Here is a 16,086-nt window from a genome sequence, read left to right as displayed (position 1 = left end):
TACAGCCCTGAGGCGCCTGCGACGGCGACACCGCCCGCCGCCTGTCGTAGACTGGCCGAGTTGTCATGCGCCCTTTCGGGCGCCCCATACCCGTAAACGTTTTGGAGTGCACGCACGTGAAGAGCACCGTTGAGACTCTCGAGCCCACCAAGGTCCGCCTCACCGTTGAGGTCCCCTACGAGGAGATGTCCTCCGAGATGGCCAAGGCCTACAAGGATATCGCCGAGCAGGTCTCCATCCCCGGCTTTCGCAAGGGCAAGGTGCCGGCCCGCATCATCGACCAGCGTTTCGGCCGCGCCGCCGTCATCGAGCAGGTCGTGAACGAAGTCCTTCCGGGCCACTACTCGGACGCCGTCGCCGAGCAGGGACTTCGCCCCATGGCTCAGCCCGAGGTTGAGGTTACCGAGATCCCGAACACCACCGGCGAACAGGGCGGCCAACTGATCTTCACCGCCGAGGTCGCCGTCGTCCCGGACTTCGAGCTGCCCGAATTCGACGAGAACACCGTCATCACCGTCGACTCCACCGAGGTCACCGAAGAGGACGTCACAGCCGAACTCGACGAGCTGCGCGGACGCTTCGCGACCCTCAAGACCATCACCCGTAAGGCGAAGACCGGCGACTACGCGACGATCGACATGATCGCCACCGTCAACGGCGAAGAAGTCGACTCCGTCTCCGAGGTTTCCTACGAGATCGGTTCGGGCACGATGCTCGACGGCCAGGACAAAGCCCTGCGCGGCACCAAGGCCGATGACGTCGTCACCTTCGTCTCCACCCTCAAGGGCGGCGAACACGAAGGCGAAGAGGCCGATGTCACCATCACGGTAAAGAACGTCAAGGCCCGCGAACTGCCCAAGGCCGACGACGACTTCGCTCAGATGGTCTCCGAGTTCGACACGATGGACGAACTCATGGAAGACCTCAAGACCCAGGCCGCCTCCTCGAAGTCCTCCCAGCAGGCCCTCCAGGCTCGCGACAACCTCCTCGACCACCTGCTCGACAAGGTTGAGATCCTCCTGCCCGAATCGGTCGTTGAGCACGAGCTCAGCCACCGCCTTGGCGAGGACGCGAAGCCGAAGGAGAAGAAGGAGACCCGCGCGGCCATTGAGAAGGAGATGCGCTCCGAGCTCCTCTCCGAGGCGATCGCCAAGAAGCTCGACGTCCAGGTTTCACAGCAAGAGCTCATCGACTACGCGATCCAGATGTCGCAGAACTTCGGCGTTGACATCAACCAGCTCTTCTCCTCACCGCAGCAGATGTCGGCCGTCATCGCCGACCTCGGACGCGCGAAGGCCCTCATCGAGGTCCTGCGTCTCGTGAGCGTCAAGGACTCTGAAGGCAATGACGTTGACCTGTCCGCCTTCCTCGGTGACACCGCAGAGGAGGCTTTTGAAGCTGAGACGCTTGAGGAGACAAACGTCGAAGCCGCAGATGGGGAAGAGACCTCCGTCGAGGAGTGAGCTTCTCAACTGTGAGAGTGTGGGCCGACATCCTTAGGTGATGTCGGCCCACACTCGTCACCTGGCCACTCGCCCTCGAGCTTCGGATGCGCCGACAGCGAAAAGAGGGCGCGCGGGCCGCGCCCAACGATCCACAAGCGGTAGCTTGGATGCCAGCAGGATCCGATAAGAGGATCCATCGAATAGAGGAGGAGCACGTGAGCGACGCGCAGATGGCCAGGGGAGGCGCCGATTCAATGGCGAACCTTTCCGACTCCGTCTACCAGCGACTCTTGAAAGAGCGCATCATTTGGCTCGGAGGAGAAGTGCGCGACGAGAACGCGAATGCGATCTGCGCGCAGATGCTTCTCCTGGCAGCCGAAGACGCCGAGCGTGACATCTACTTGTACATCAACAGCCCCGGCGGCTCCGTCACAGCGGGCATGGCGATCTACGACACGATGCAGTACATCAAGCCCGATGTGGTCACCGTCGGGATGGGTCTTGCGGCCTCAATGGGGCAGTTCCTCCTCACCGCAGGAACACCCGGCAAACGCTATATCACGCCGCACACTCGCGTCCTCCTCCACCAGCCCCTCGGTGGGGCGGGGGGTTCCGCAACCGAAATCCGCATCAATGCCGACCTCATCCTCAAGATGAAGAAGGAACTGGCGGAGATCACCGCGCAGCGCACCGGCAAGTCCGTCGAACAGATCGAAGTGGATGCGGATCGCGATCACTGGTTCAGCGCGCGCGAGGCCCTCGAATACGGTTTCGTCGACCGCGTCATCGAGACCCCGCAGGAGATCGGTCACCGCGTTGAAGAAGGAGCGAAGTGATGAGCACCACCCCGTATTTCGAGGGCATCGCCCGCACCATGCCGCAGTCTCGCTACGTCCTGCCGAGCTTCGAAGAACGCACCGCCTACGGCTATAAGCGTCAAGACCCCTATGCCAAGCTTTTCGAGGATCGCATCGTCTTCCTCGGCGTCCAGGTCGATGACGCATCCGCCGATGATGTCATGGCGCAGCTCCTCGTCTTAGAGTCGCAGGACCCCGATTCCCTCATCACGATGTACATCAACAGTCCCGGCGGTTCCTTCACCGCTCTGACTGCGATCTACGACACGATGCAGTACATCAAGCCGCAGGTCCAGACCGTGTGCCTGGGGCAGGCCGCTTCCGCTGCCGCAGTGCTGCTCGCCGCAGGTTCGCCCGGCAAGCGCCTCGCACTGCCCAACGCTCGTGTCCTCATCCACCAGCCTGCGATGGAAGGCGTGCAAGGGCAGGCCTCCGATATTCAGATCGTCGCTGATGAGATCGATCGGATGCGCCTGTGGTTGGAGGAGACTCTCGCCAAGCATTCGGGCACACCGGTTGAGCAGATTCGCCGCGATATTGAGCGCGACAAGATCCTCACTGCCGCTCAGGCGAAGGAATACGGTCTGATCGATCAGGTCCTCGCCTCCCGCAAGGGCGAGTAATACCGAGAATCGCTTTGGGGGTCACAGCATCATCGGATGCTGGGACCCCCAACACTTATTCGATTACGGGGTGCTCAGTGTGGCGAATGGCGTCACATGGAGGCCTCAATTAGGCTGAAACTGTGAAGCGTGTGCCCACCATCGTGGGCGCCCCGAAATAGTGGGAGGCCAGCCGTGGCTCGATTGACCGACGGAGCTGAACTACTCAAATGCTCCTTCTGCGGGAAGAGCCAGAAGCAGGTTCGCAAGCTCATCGGCGGTTCCGGTGTCTACATCTGCGACGAGTGCATTGAGCTGTGCAACGAGATCATCGAAGAAGAACTCGGCGAAAAGTCCACTGAGACCTCCTCAACCCCCCTGCCCACGCCCCGCGAAGTCAAGGAGTTCCTCGATTCGTGGGTGATCGGCCAAGACAGAGCCAAACGTGCACTCTCTGTTGCCGTGTACAACCACTACAAGCGGGTTCGCTCGCGCGAGGCCGGTAATGAGGAGGACATGCTCGGCACCAAGTCGAATATCCTCCTCCTGGGCCCAACGGGCACCGGAAAGACGCACCTTGCGCGCAGCCTCGCCAGGCTCTTGCACGTCCCCTTCGTGATCGTCGACGCGACTGCCCTCACAGAAGCCGGATACGTCGGCGAAGACGTTGAGAACATCCTCCTACGCCTCATCCAAGAGGCCGACGGCGACATTAAGAAAGCCGAGCGCGGCATCATCTACGTCGATGAGATCGACAAGATCGGGCGCAAAGGCGAGAACGCCTCCATCACCCGGGATGTCTCTGGCGAGGGCGTCCAGCAGGCCCTCCTCAAGATCATTGAAGGGACGGTCGCCTCAGTGCCCCCGCAGGGCGGGCGAAAACACCCCCACCAGCAATTCCTTGAAATCGACACCTCCGGGATCCTCTTCATCGCCGCCGGCGCCTTCGCAGGCATTGAAGACATCGTGAAAGCCCGCATCGGGCAGCGATCCACAGGTTTCGGTTCCGATTTGAAATCGAAAGCGGAGATGGGGGACCTGTACGAGGCGATCACCCCGGAAGACCTCCATAAGTTCGGCATGATTCCCGAATTCATCGGTCGTCTCCCCGTCCTGACCTCCACGAAGGAACTCGCCGAGGAAGACCTCGTGAAGGTGCTGACAGAACCCAAGAACTCTTTGCTGCGCCAGTACCAGCACCTCTTCGAACTCGACGGGATCGACTTGGAGTTCACTCATGAGGCGCTGCTCGCCATTGCCGCCCTCGCCAATGAACGCAAGACAGGGGCGCGTGGCCTGTCCTCGATCATGGAACAGACCCTGTCGGACCTCATGTTTGAGCTTCCCAGCCGAGACGACGTCGCACGTGTCGTCATCACCCGCGAGTATGTTGAGGGAACAGGGGAGCCTGAACTCTACGCGCAGCGAGGCGACGACATTCGCTCCGCTTGAGGGGCGGGGAAATGAACGGGGGAGAAGCCATGAGTGAGTCGGGGCACGAAGCGAATCGTGTCAATCATGGGCCTGCGGATCCTGCTGGTCTTGACATCCCCCCAGAGCTCGCCGCTGCGCGCCAAACGATTGACAATATTGACGCGGCCCTCGTCCATATCCTCGCTGAACGCTTCCGCTGCACTCAGCGTGTCGGCCACATTAAAGCCCTCAACGAACTGCCGCCCGCTGATCCTGCCCGTGAGGCTCGTCAGGTTGCCCGCCTGCGGGCCCTCGCCGAACAATCTGGTCTCGACCCTGATTTTGCTCAGAAATTCCTCGCCTTCATGATTACCGAAGTCATCCGCCACCACGAGGACATCAAAGCCGAGTACGAGAGCGGCGAGTAAAGCCAAGGCGGGCATGATCTGCGCTGGCCTCATTCTCTCTGTAGGGCCTGGCCTCATTCTCTCTGTAGGGCGGGGGACAGCATCCTGTGCTCTTAGGCGCTGATCCTCTCGCTTTAGGGTAGCGTCCTTCACATTTTGCGCATTCTTGGCTGAGTTGCTGCTTCCTTCGAGGAAACTCCCAGAAAAGCTCCCTTAAATGTCAGACAGCGAGCGGGACCCGCCGCACTGACACCGAAAAATACAAGGAGTCTTCACATGAAGAATCACCGATCCGGCCACATCCTTGTCGCTGCCGGCCTGGCACTCACCATGGGCCTTCTCGGCGCCTGCTCTTCCAATGCCTCGGGCGACAAGCCCGGTGCCAACGCCTCGAGCACCGTCAAATCCGCAGAGGACGCGACCCTCATCTTTGCCCAGTGCATGCGCGACAAGGGCTTCGATGTGCCGGACACCGGTCTGACCGCAGACAACCTCAACGACACCTCCGACGCCTTCAACGATGCGATCAACGAGTGTCAGCAGAAGGTCGGCCCCGCCCTCGGCGAGGAGAACGACCTCACCAAGGATCCCGCGGCTCAAGAACAGCTCGTCAAGGGCGCTGAATGCCTGCGCGACCTCGGCTACGACGTCGCAGATCCCGAGGTCGGCAAGGGCCTGAATGTGAAGGACATCCCCTCCGATGCCCTGCAGAAGTGCTTCAGCAACCAGGGGGCGCAAACCAAATGACCGCGGAGTCAACAGACACGAAACCCGCGCGTAAGCGCCGCAAGGTGATCATCGGCGCCACCATTGTTCTGGCATTAGGGCTCGTCGGAGTGGGAACGGCTGCCGCCCTCGGCACCTTCTCCGCCGCTGAGAAGAACGAATCAGAAGGGAACGTCTTCACGGGCTCCACTGATGTCGTCACGCGCGGCACCCTTGAAGGCGAGACCACGGCAGTCGGGACCCTGCACTACGCAGACCGCTACAAGTTCCGCGGCGCCTTTGAAGGCGTCGTCACGAAGCTGCCAACCCCCGGCACGACCCTGACACAGGGCGACATGATCCACCAGATCGGTGACGAACCCAGCTACCTCATGCACGGCAACACTCCTGCATGGCGCACCTTCGAACCCGATATGAGTAACGGTGAGGATGTCACCCAGCTGGAAACCGCGCTCCAACAGCTCGGCTACTTCACTGGGGAACCGAATTCTCACTACGACTGGCTCACACGTTCCGCGATCCAAAAGTGGCAGAAAGACAACGACCTCGTCCAGAACGGCATCCTGCCGCTGGGCCGCGTGGTCTTCGCACCTGAGGACCTGCGCGTGGGGACCATGATCGCTCGCGTCGGGGATCGCGCGAATGCCGAGACGGACCTGTTCAATGTCTCAAGCACGCGCCAGATTATCAGCGCCAACCTCAAGCTTTCCGACCAGAAGCTCGGTGTGGTGGGCAATAGCGTCAAGATCCGCCTGCCCGGCGGGGAGACGACCACGGGGACGATCTCCGCTGTGGAGCCTCCGACGGATAAGTCCGCTGCGGGTGACCAGAAGAACTCTGATTCTTCGCAGGACTCGAGTTCCGAAAAGGAACGGATTATCCCGATCACTGTGACGCCCGACGACCCGGAGGCGACGAAGAACCTGCAAGAGGCTTCAGTGACTCTCGGACTCATCAGCGAAAAGCGCGAAAACGTTTTGTCGGTGCCCTTGAGTGCCCTCATCGCCCTCACTCCCGACCAGTTCGGAGTCGAGGTGGTGAATGATGACAACACCACGCGCAAGGTGCCGGTGACAACTGGCCTCTTCGCCGGGGACCGTGTCGAAGTGACCAGCGACGAGCTGTCTGAGAACCAGCGCGTGGTGGTGCCCGACCGATGAGCCGAATCCTGTCACTGCATGACGTGCGCCGCACCTATGGCGAACCGCCCGTGGCGGCCTGCGCCGGGGTCAGCCTCGCAATCGAGCGGGGGGAATTCGTCGCGATCGTCGGCCCGTCGGGGTCGGGCAAGTCCACCTTGCTCAACCTCATCGGGACCCTCGACCGTCCCACCTCGGGCACGGTTGAGATCGATGGGATCGACGTCTCGCGGCTCTCGGACCGCAAGTTGTCGGCTCTGCGCGCTCACCTCATCGGCTTCGTCTTCCAGCAGTTCCACCTCTCTGAAGGCATGAACGCGATCGATAACGTCGCCGACGGCCTTCTCTACCTCGGGGTACCACGCGCTGAAAGACGACAGAAAGCTGAAGCTGCTCTCATTCGCGTTGGACTGTCCCACCGCCTCTATCACAAGCCCCATCAGATGTCGGGCGGCGAGCGTCAGCGCGTTGCCATCGCCCGCGCTGTTGTCGGCGATCCGCCGCTGCTGCTGGCAGACGAGCCCACGGGCAACCTCGACTCCGTGTCGGGTGCGTCCATCGTAGAGCTGCTCCATGAGCTCCACGAACAGGGCACCACCATCGTCGTCATCACTCACGACAACGATCTCGCCTTGCAGCTGCCCCGACAGATCGCCATCAAGGATGGGCGCATCGTTCACGATTCCGCCGCCAAAGAGGTGGCCCATGTCTGAGCACTCCATGAATATGCATTCAAAACTGCGTTGGTCTGACGTGGCGCGCCTGGGTGGAACCGGGATCCGCGCCCGTCCGACGCGCGCGATTCTCTCCGCACTGGGGATCGCCATCGGTATCGCCGCCATGGTGGGCGTCATCGGCGTTTCCACATCCAGCCAGGCGCAGCTCGCCGAACAGTTGCGTGCACTGGGCACCAATATGCTCACCGCTCAGGCCGGTAACGACCTGTCTGGTGTGTCCACGAAGCTGCCCAGTGACGCAGTCGGACGAACCCGCCTGATTGATGGCGTTGAGAAGGCGACCTCCACCTCCACGCTTTCGGGAGTGTCGGTCTACCGTTCCCGCCTCGTCGACAAGAACGCGACGGGCGGTACGATCACCATGGCTGCCGAACAGTCCCTGCTTGACGTTGTCGCCGGTTCGGTCGCAAAGGGCACGTGGCTCAATGACGCCACAGCCGGCTATCCTGCGACGGTTCTGGGAGCCAGAGCCGCTCAGCTGCTCGGCGTCGTCAATCCGGGCACCCAGGTCTGGATCGGCAACACATCCTTCACGGTCATCGGCATCCTCGACCCCGTGACCCTTGCACCCGAACTGGATAATGCCGCGCTGATCGGCACGGAAATTGCGAAACAGCAGTTCGACTACAAGGGTGAGCCGACCACGGTCTACGAGCGTTCGGCCGAGGACAAGGTCGAGGACGTGCGTGCCCTGCTGGGCCCCACCCTCAGCCCGAAGAATCCGACTTCGGTCGAGGTTTCGCGCCCCTCTGACGCCCTCGCGGCCAAGAACGCGGCAGATCAGACCTTCACTGCTCTGCTGGTCGGAGTCGGTTCGATTGCTCTGCTGGTCGGTGGCATTGGCGTGGCGAACACGATGATTATCTCGGTGCTGGAGAGACGAAGGGAGATCGGCTTAAGGCGCTCTCTGGGCGCTATGCGCGGTCATATCCTCATCCAGTTCCTCGCCGAAGCACTTCTGCTGGCCTTCTTGGGCGGAGCCGCCGGGTGCGTGCTCGGCATTGGCGTCACGCTCGGCATGAGTGTCGCTAACGGCTGGCCCTTCACCCTGCCGTGGTATGTCGTCGTCGCGGGCCTGTCGGTCACGATGCTCATTGGCGCTGTCGCGGGTCTCTACCCGGCGGTTCGCGCCTCGCGTACCCCTCCGACCGCGGCGCTCAACGCCCAGTAGGAGCTCAGCTCAAAAGGCGCATCCAGCCCTGGAAGGGGTATTCACGCGAACAGTTGGGCCCGCCGACCATATGGTCGGCGGGCCCAACTGCATGCTGCCAGCATCCTGCGCCCCAGGGTGCGGTCACCAGCTTTCGCTCCCGTAATCGGGGGCTCAGGCTTGCGTGGGACTCAGGCTTGCAAAGGTGACTCAAGTGCGGAGGGAAACTCGGGCTTGTACAGGGAACTCATGCCTGAACAGGGCCGCCGTAGAGCTCATCAATGATGGGGGTGAGACGCTGCACCGCCTCACCGCGTTTGACTTTCAAAGAGGGAGTGAGCATCCCATTCGCCTCGGTGAAATCCGATGCGAGGACCGTGAACTTACGGATCGACTCGGCGCGGGACACATGAGCGTTCGCAGAGTCCACAGCCTTTTGCAAGGAGGCAAGAACTTCGACGTTCGTCCTCGCATCGGCAACACTCATGGGAGGCAGGCCGTGAGACTCCAACCACACGGGAAGCATTTCCGCATCAAGGGTGATGATCGCCGACACGAAGGGCCGCTGATCGCCGACAACGAGGACCTGCGAAATCAAAGGATGAGAACGCATCGGGTTCTCCAAGAGGGCCGGGGCGACGTTCTTGCCCCCAGCGGTCACGATGATCTCCTTCGCACGCCCCGTGATCCGCACATAACCGTCACGATCCAAAGAACCCAAGTCTCCTGTCTTGAACCATCCATCTTCGGTGAAGCAAGCAGCGCTCGCCTCGGGGTCGTTATTGTAGCCATGGAAAACAGAGGGACCTTTGAGGAGAATCTCGCCCTCGTCGGAAATCTTGAAGGACATAGGCGGCAATGCGGGGCCCACGGTCCCGATCTTCGACAGACTGGGGGTATTGACCGACACCGGCCCCACTGTTTCCGTCAGACCGTAGCCCTCCAAGACGGGGATGCCCAACCCCCGGTAGAAGTGGCCGAGCCAGGTCGCCAAGGGAGCGCCGCCCGACACGATGTAGCGCGCGTTACCGCCCACCAGTTTCACAATATTCTGGTAGACGAGTTTGTCCGCCAGAGCACGCTGGGCTCGCAGCGAACGCGAGGGCCCCTCAGCGGTGTCCAAGGCCTTGGAGTATTCAATCGCCACATGGGCCGCCCAGCGGAAGATTGTTTTCCTCGCGCCTTTCGAGGCTTTAGCGTCAGCCGAGTTGTAGATCTTCTCCAAGACGCGAGGCACCACCAGCAGGTAGGAAGGCTTAAAGGACGCGAGGTCGGGCAGCAGGTTCTTAATATTCGGAACATGGGCCAAAACCCCGTTACCGCTGATTTGGAAAACCTGTAAGAAACGGGCAAACACATGCGCGAGGGGAAGGAAGAGCAAGAGGCGCGAGTCCTTCCCCGCTGCGATTTCCGGCATCCACGCGTGGGCGTTGAGGCACAGGTTCGTGAAGTTCTCGTGGGTGAGCACGGTGCCCTTAGGGGTGCCGGTCGTTCCCGAGGTGTACACGATCGTGGCGATATCGTCTTTCCTCAGGGCATCAGTGCGCGCCGTGACTTGAGTGCGGGGAATGCCCGCGCCCTCTGCGATGAGGGTCTCAATCGCTTCGGAGTCGAGGGAGAGAACGGTGACGCGGTGGCGGCCGCTCCGCTCAGCGGCGGCGCGCACGATCTCCGCCATTGACACGGTCTCGGTGATGACCAGGTCGACTTCGGCATCGGAGAGGACATGGGTGACTTGCTCGATTGAACTCGTCTCGTAGATGGGCACCGGGATCAAACCCGCGCTCCAGGATGCGAAGTCCAGGAGAGTCCACTCGTAGCGGGTGCGGCTCATGATCGCGATTCTTTGACCTGGCGCTAATCCTCGTGCGATGAGCCCGGCCGCGACCTGTTGGACTTCCTCGTAAAAACCTCGGGCACTCAGGGGCCGCCATGCATCGCCCATGCCAAGTTTTCGCAGGATCAGGGGACGAGGAGCTGAACGCTGCACTCTTTGCTTGAGGAGGAAAGGAATTGTCGTTGAGTCGTCGATGCGCACGAGGGTCGGAGCATGCCATTCGAGGGCGTTCGTCGCGCCCTCTTCTGCGAGTTCGGCGTCCTGAGCGAGGTCCTCCTCGACGGGATTTTCATCTGGGGTCATCGGAGCTCCTATCCGGGTGTGCATGAGGGGAGTGCATCCAGCCTAAACCGTGTGTCGGCTTGGATAAGGGGGAAGAGAAGATGATGAGGAAGGAGGATCGGATGCCTCAAAGGGCACGATCAGCTTCGCTCCAGCCACCACTAAGGACAGCGGGCCTGAGATGCTGCGCTGGGAAAGAGGGGTTTTGTCGTAGTAGCGCTGAGGTGGACGGAAGACGAGAAGAACTCTATTCGGCGAGGGTCGTGCGGCGTTGGATGAAATCGTGGAAGCCAGGGACTGTGAAAGCGACTCTGCCGAGCTCGGGTGAGTAGATGAGACCCTTGGAGATGAGAGAGGCCCGGATGGGCCCGAGAGACTGCACCTTCTTGCCCAAGCGCTCGGCAATGGAAGAAGTTGTCGAGGGCTGAGGGCCGTCGAATACCATCGCCGATAGGTAATTCCGTTCTGCGGGCGTCGCCCGATCCCAACGGGCCGGAAAGAAACCCGAGTCGAGCTGTGCGAAACCGAGAAGAAGAGCGTTACGGGCGTCGTGCACGGTGAAAGGAGAACCCTCGGCGACCCTCCACATGGCGGAGCCGAGCTCCTGGATGAAGTAGGGGTAGCCTTGGGAGGCCTTGGCAAGGATTCCGAGAGCTATATCGTCGAATTCTGCATCCATGGCGTGTGCGGGGCCGAGGAATGCCGCACGGGTCTCTTCGGCGTTGAGGGAATCGATAATACGAACATTGAACATCCTCTCCGCGTAGGACTTCGTTTCTGCGAGGATCTTGGGAAGATTCGGTAGTCCCGCTCCAATGATGTAGAAAGGCAGTGCACGTTGGCTGCACTCGTGCTGGCACGAGAGCAGAGCTGCAAGCAGACCGGGGTCGAGGTCTTGGAGTTCGTCGATGAAAAACGCGATTCCCTTGTTTTCGTCGCGGAGGACCTCTGCGGTGTCGATGACGGCGTCGAGTAGATTGAGTTCATAGTTGCTCGTCGACGCCCGACCGGGGTCTCGGGCAACGCCGAAGGACACATCGGTGAGCCCGAGGGAGATGTTGAAAGATGTGATCGTGGCGAGCATCTGACGGACGCGCGATGTGGATGCCTGTGCGGATCGGGCGAAAGATGCGGCGTTCAATCCCTGGATGAGGATCTGGCGCGCCGTGGTGGCCCCGGCTGTTCCCGGACTGGCTTCAAACTTCACTGCAACCCAGTCCGCGTTCTCTGCCTCCTGAAGCATACGGTTGAGCAGCACCGTCTTGCCGACGCCGCGCAATCCGAGGAGGAGAATCGGCTGATCGGGGCCAAGACTACGGGCGCTTCGGGTGATGAGTGAAGAGAAGAGCTTAAGATCCTCGTTACGGCCGACCAGCTCAACGGGCGGGCGGCCAGAGCCGGGGGTGTAAGGATTCGATGACGCGTCCATGCACTGATTATAGCTTCGTATAACCCTGTATAGGGTTTTGTTATACAGGGCTATACAAAGCTATACGGGCGAGCTTGCGACGTGTGAGAGCCAGCGCTCCTCGAAGCACCAATGACGCCAAGTGGGCACCGGCGAATGCCGATGCCCACTGGTCGGGATCACAAGGATCAGGCCTTCTTGCGCTTGGCCGGAGCCTCGCCGAGTTCGAAGGAGACGACGCGAGTTTCAGCCTCGCCATCTTCGGCCGCCTCGTAGGAGACAAGCTCAAAGGACCCCTCGACCTTCGACGCGGCGCTGAGATCCGCGAGAACCCCCTCGATCGCCGCCTTCGAAGCCTGTGGCACCTCAAGGCTGACCTTGAGGAAAGGCGTACGAGGAGACACCTTCGCCTCCGACTTCACTCGGCGCAGCGCAATAAGTGCTGCGGATGCGGCGCGCAGCACCTCCGGGTCACCGGCCACGTCCTCGAGCCCCTCAAGCGTCGGCCACGGAGCACGATGGATCGAGCCGGGGCGATACCACGACCAGACCTCTTCCGTCACATAGGGCAAGAAGGGGGCGAGCAGGCGGATCACCGTGTCAATGACAATCGCGAGCACGGTCCTGGCTGAAACGGCCTCGTCCTCGGCCCACTTGCCATCGCGGTTGTAGGCGCGCTCCTTCACGAGCTCCAAATAGTCATCACAGAAAGTCCAGAAGAAAGACTCCGTGACCTCCAAAGCGCGCGAATGATCGTAAGCGGCCAGAGCATCGCTCGCCACCGAAATAACACGACGCAGCTCGGCGATCACCGAACGATCCAACTCCAACGAGATCCGAGCCGGATCAAGATCAAGAGCCGTGTTCTCCCCGCCCATCGTCAAAGCGAACTTCGAAGCGTTGAAGACCTTGATCGCAAGGCGACGGCCGATCTTCATCTGTGCCTCATCGAAGGTCGCATCAAGGCCGAGCCTGGCTGAAGCCGCCCAATAACGCACCGCGTCCGAACCGTACTTCTCGAGCAGGCCCATCGGCGTGACGACATTGCCCTTCGACTTGCTCATCTTCTTATGGTCAGGATCGAGGATCCACCCGGAGATGCCCGCGTGCTGCCACGGAAGAGCCTCGAACTCAAGGTTCGCGCGCACGACCGTGGAAAAAAGCCAGGTGCGGATAATGTCTTGACCCTGAGGACGCAGATCCATCGGGTAGGTCCGTTCGAACAGGTCCTCGTCATGAAGCCAACCGCAGGCCAACTCAGGGGACAGGGACGAGGTCGCCCAGGTGTCCATGATGTCGAGCTCTCCGACGAAGCCGCCAGCCTTGCCGCGCTGCTCTTCGGAGTAACCGGCGGGTGCATCGGTCGAAGGATCAACCGGGAGGGCGTCTTCACGAGGAGTGATGACCTTCGAATAGTCGACCTCGCCGTTCTCATCGACCTCGTACCACAGCGGGAAAGGAACGCCGAAGAAACGCTGCCTGGACACGAGCCAGTCGTTATTCAGGCCCGTCACCCAGTTCTCGTAGCGGACCCGCATGAAATCCGGGTGGAACTTCAGGTCGCGGCCACGGCCCACCAGCTCCTCGTTGAGGTCCAGCCTAGAAGCCGGATTCGTCCAGGGCTTACCGCCATTGCGGATATACCACTGGCGAGAGGTCACGATCTCAAGGGGCTTATCGCCCTTCTCGAAGAAATTCGTCTGACGCACGGTTTTCACCGGTTCGCCGCGCAATTCACCAGACTCCCTCAAACGGGCGACCACGGCCTCGCGGGCACTGAAGGTTGTCTTGCCCGCAATCTCGGCGAAAGCCTCGCGCCCGCCGTCGGAGACGATCCACTCGGGAGTCTCAGCCTGGATGCGCCCATCCTTGCGCAAGATCGCGCGCAAAGGCAGCTCAAGATCGCGCCACCAGTCGATGTCGGTGGTGTCGCCGAAGGTGCAGCACATGGCGATGCCCGCGCCCTTGTCCATTTCAGCTGCGGGGTGGGCCAAGACGGGAACCTCCACACCGTACACGGGCGAGGCGACCTTCGTGCCGAAGAGCGGCTTGTAACGCTCGTCATCCGGGTGGGCGACGAGGGCGACGCAGGCGGCGAGAAGCTCAGGGCGGGTCGTTTCGATGCAGACGTCCTGGCCGTTCTCGATCGGAGCTCCAAGGGCCGATGCTTTCGCACCCGCATCCGCATCGCACAGGTGGAAGGCGAGACGATGATAAAAGCCCGGGTACTCGCGGGATTCGAGCTCGGCCTGGGCGACCGCCGTCTGGAAGGTGATGTCCCACAGGCCCGGAGCTTCGGACTGGTAGGCCTCCCCGCGTTCGAGGTTGCGCAGGAACGCGGCCTGGGCGATCTTGCGGGCGCGCTTACCGATGGTCTGGTAGTTCTGCTTCCAATCGACTGAAAGCCCCAGGTAGCGCCACAGGGCCTCGAATTGCGCCTCGTCCTCGACGGTGAGGCGTTCACACAGCTCCACGAAGTTCTTGCGGGAGATCGGCTGCTGGTCACGCGCCTTGATGGACTTGCCCTCACCGCCCTCGTGCGGGGGAACGAAATCCTCAACGTAGGGCAGGGTCGGGTCGACGCGCACACCGTAGTAGTTCTGCACGCGGCGTTCCGTTGGCAGGCCGTTGTCGTCCCAGCCCATCGGGTAGAAGACGGCCTTACCGGTCATGCGCTGGAAGCGGGCGACGACGTCGGTGTGCGTGTAGGAGAACACGTGGCCGACGTGGAGGGAGCCCGAGACCGTCGGCGGGGGAGTGTCGATCGAGTAGACCTGTTCGCGGACCGCGGTGCGATCGAAGGCGTAGACGCCGTCTTCCTCCCAGGTCTTGCCCCATTTGGCTTCAAGGCCTTCAGCGCCGACGCGCTCGGGCACCTTCGGGGCGGGAACTGAGGTCGCAGTGGTGTCGGGACGCTCGCCCATAGTCTGTATTCTCCATCCGAGTCGTGGACATGTACCTGCCAAGCTTAATCGTCCGAGATGCCCTGGGCCAAAGGCTGATGCCGCGTCAATCCTCACGAGGGCGGCATCGGTGGCAAGGAAAAAGGGGACTAGCAAAAAGAGGAAGGAAAAAGGGATGTCACTCCAGCTCAGGCGCCGATGTGGGCGGACAGTGTCAGGAGGCTCGAGGCGTGAAGGGGCCCCGGATCCTCAGGCTTAGGGGAAGGCTCGGACGACCTCGACCGTCTGCGTGACGCAGGGGTTCCGGCGAAGCCGCCTACGCGCCTATCTTGTGCGGGTGGAGATCTCGGCGTCGCGCGCGATCGCAGCTTCGACGGCGCTGATCAGGCACGTCGACATGCCCTGCGCTTCAGCGGCGAGCAGCCCCGCGATCGTCGTGCCCCCGGGTGAGCAGACCCTATCGATGAGCTCGGAGGGAACCGTGCCCTGCTCGGAGGCCTCGAGGACGAGCTCGGCCGAGCCCGCGAGTGCCTGAGCGGCGATTGCAACGGAGACCTCCTTCGTCAAACCGTGCTTCACCCCCGCCCTGGCTAAGGCCTCGATGATCTGGAAGACCCACGCGGGAGAGCATCCTGCGAGGGCCTGGAAAGCAGGGAAGTCCTTCTCCTCAATACGGATCGAACGACCCACCTTGTTCATGAGAGCCTCGACCGCAGCCACCTGCTCCTCGGATGCGCCTAAGGAGCAGATCGCGCTCATCGAGCGGCCGATCTGCGCGTTCACGTTCGGCATAACGCGGATGATCGGTACGGCCGCGCCGAAGTCCTTCGCGATCGACTCCACGGTGCGTCCGGCGGCGAGGGAAACGACGCACATTTCGGGGCGCTCGCGGACGATATGCGCGATCATCTTGATGACCGCGCTTTGCACATGGGGTTTCACGCCGAGGATGAGGATGTCGACTTGGTGGGCGAGGGAACCATTGGAGGAGGCGACGCTTGCGCCGAGCTCGGCTGCGAGCGCGGGAGCGTGGACCCCGTGAGCGTCGGTGAAGAGGAAGTCCGAAGCGTTCATTCCGGCTGCGACGCCACCTCTGGCGATGGCGGCGACCATGGCACCTGAACCGATGAATCCGATGCGCATGATGGGGTCCTTCCTGGTTGAGGGAGCGATATGAGAG

Annotated in this window: 13 protein-coding genes; 9 read left to right on the top strand and 4 right to left on the bottom strand. The window is 61.6% G+C overall.

The window, feature by feature from the left end:
• Nucleotides 1-116 precede the first annotated feature (116 nt).
• From tig to JFX23_RS06455, 9 genes are all read left to right on the top strand, one after another.
• Entirely contained in the window at nucleotides 117-1,463 is a 1,347-nt protein-coding gene (gene tig / locus JFX23_RS06495; protein WP_198776232.1) for a trigger factor, read from the top strand.
• A 212-nt stretch (nucleotides 1,464-1,675) separates the two neighbouring features.
• Nucleotides 1,676-2,281 (top strand): ATP-dependent Clp protease proteolytic subunit, encoded by a 606-nt coding sequence (locus JFX23_RS06490; protein WP_040314365.1) that lies wholly within the window; start codon nucleotides 1,676-1,678, stop codon nucleotides 2,279-2,281.
• Nucleotides 2,281-2,925 (top strand): ATP-dependent Clp protease proteolytic subunit, encoded by a 645-nt coding sequence (locus tag JFX23_RS06485; protein ID WP_198776231.1) that lies wholly within the window; start codon nucleotides 2,281-2,283, stop codon nucleotides 2,923-2,925. Before JFX23_RS06490 ends, JFX23_RS06485 begins: the two co-directional genes overlap by 1 nt.
• 174 nt (nucleotides 2,926-3,099) lie before the next feature.
• Nucleotides 3,100-4,356, top strand: a complete 1,257-nt coding sequence (gene clpX, locus JFX23_RS06480; RefSeq protein WP_198776230.1) for an ATP-dependent Clp protease ATP-binding subunit ClpX — start codon at nucleotides 3,100-3,102, stop codon at nucleotides 4,354-4,356.
• 29 nt (nucleotides 4,357-4,385) lie between these two features.
• Nucleotides 4,386-4,745, top strand: a complete 360-nt coding sequence (locus tag JFX23_RS06475) for a chorismate mutase (RefSeq protein ID WP_233050649.1) — start codon at nucleotides 4,386-4,388, stop codon at nucleotides 4,743-4,745.
• Between the two features lie 255 nt (nucleotides 4,746-5,000).
• Nucleotides 5,001-5,471: a hypothetical protein gene (locus tag JFX23_RS06470; RefSeq protein WP_005964453.1), complete on the top strand. Its 471-nt coding sequence runs from the start codon at nucleotides 5,001-5,003 to the stop codon at nucleotides 5,469-5,471.
• Complete coding sequence (locus tag JFX23_RS06465) at nucleotides 5,468-6,610, top strand: peptidoglycan-binding protein (protein WP_198776229.1); 1,143 nt, start codon at nucleotides 5,468-5,470, stop codon at nucleotides 6,608-6,610. Before JFX23_RS06470 ends, JFX23_RS06465 begins: the two co-directional genes overlap by 4 nt.
• Nucleotides 6,607-7,302: an ABC transporter ATP-binding protein gene (locus JFX23_RS06460; protein ID WP_005964448.1), complete on the top strand. Its 696-nt coding sequence runs from the start codon at nucleotides 6,607-6,609 to the stop codon at nucleotides 7,300-7,302. The genes JFX23_RS06465 and JFX23_RS06460 overlap by 4 nt, the downstream gene beginning before the upstream one ends.
• Entirely contained in the window at nucleotides 7,295-8,497 is a 1,203-nt protein-coding gene (locus JFX23_RS06455; RefSeq protein WP_005964445.1) for an ABC transporter permease, read from the top strand. Before JFX23_RS06460 ends, JFX23_RS06455 begins: the two co-directional genes overlap by 8 nt.
• 226 nt (nucleotides 8,498-8,723) lie before the next feature.
• Here the strand turns inward: JFX23_RS06455 and JFX23_RS06450 are convergent, their stop codons facing one another.
• The 4 genes from JFX23_RS06450 to proC all read right to left on the bottom strand — a co-directional run bounded on the left by JFX23_RS06450 (nucleotide 8,724) and on the right by proC (nucleotide 16,049).
• Nucleotides 8,724-10,616: an AMP-dependent synthetase/ligase gene (locus JFX23_RS06450; RefSeq protein WP_198776228.1), complete on the bottom strand. Its 1,893-nt coding sequence runs from the start codon at nucleotides 10,614-10,616 to the stop codon at nucleotides 8,724-8,726.
• Between the two features lie 226 nt (nucleotides 10,617-10,842).
• Nucleotides 10,843-12,024, bottom strand: coding sequence for an ATP-binding protein (locus tag JFX23_RS06445; RefSeq protein ID WP_198776227.1), 1,182 nt, complete (start codon nucleotides 12,022-12,024; stop codon nucleotides 10,843-10,845).
• 167 nt (nucleotides 12,025-12,191) lie between these two features.
• On the bottom strand, nucleotides 12,192-14,927 hold the full coding sequence (gene valS / locus JFX23_RS06440) for a valine--tRNA ligase (RefSeq protein ID WP_198776226.1): 2,736 nt from the start codon (nucleotides 14,925-14,927) through the stop codon (nucleotides 12,192-12,194).
• Between the two features lie 303 nt (nucleotides 14,928-15,230).
• Entirely contained in the window at nucleotides 15,231-16,049 is an 819-nt protein-coding gene (proC, locus tag JFX23_RS06435; protein WP_198776225.1) for a pyrroline-5-carboxylate reductase, read from the bottom strand.
• Nucleotides 16,050-16,086: the final 37 nt, after the last annotated feature.

The organism is Schaalia cardiffensis (genome assembly GCF_016405145.1).
Lineage (GTDB): Bacteria > Actinomycetota > Actinomycetes > Actinomycetales > Actinomycetaceae > Pauljensenia > Pauljensenia cardiffensis.
Note: the sequence above shows the minus strand (reverse complement) of the source record. Positions and strands in the feature narration are given on the sequence as shown.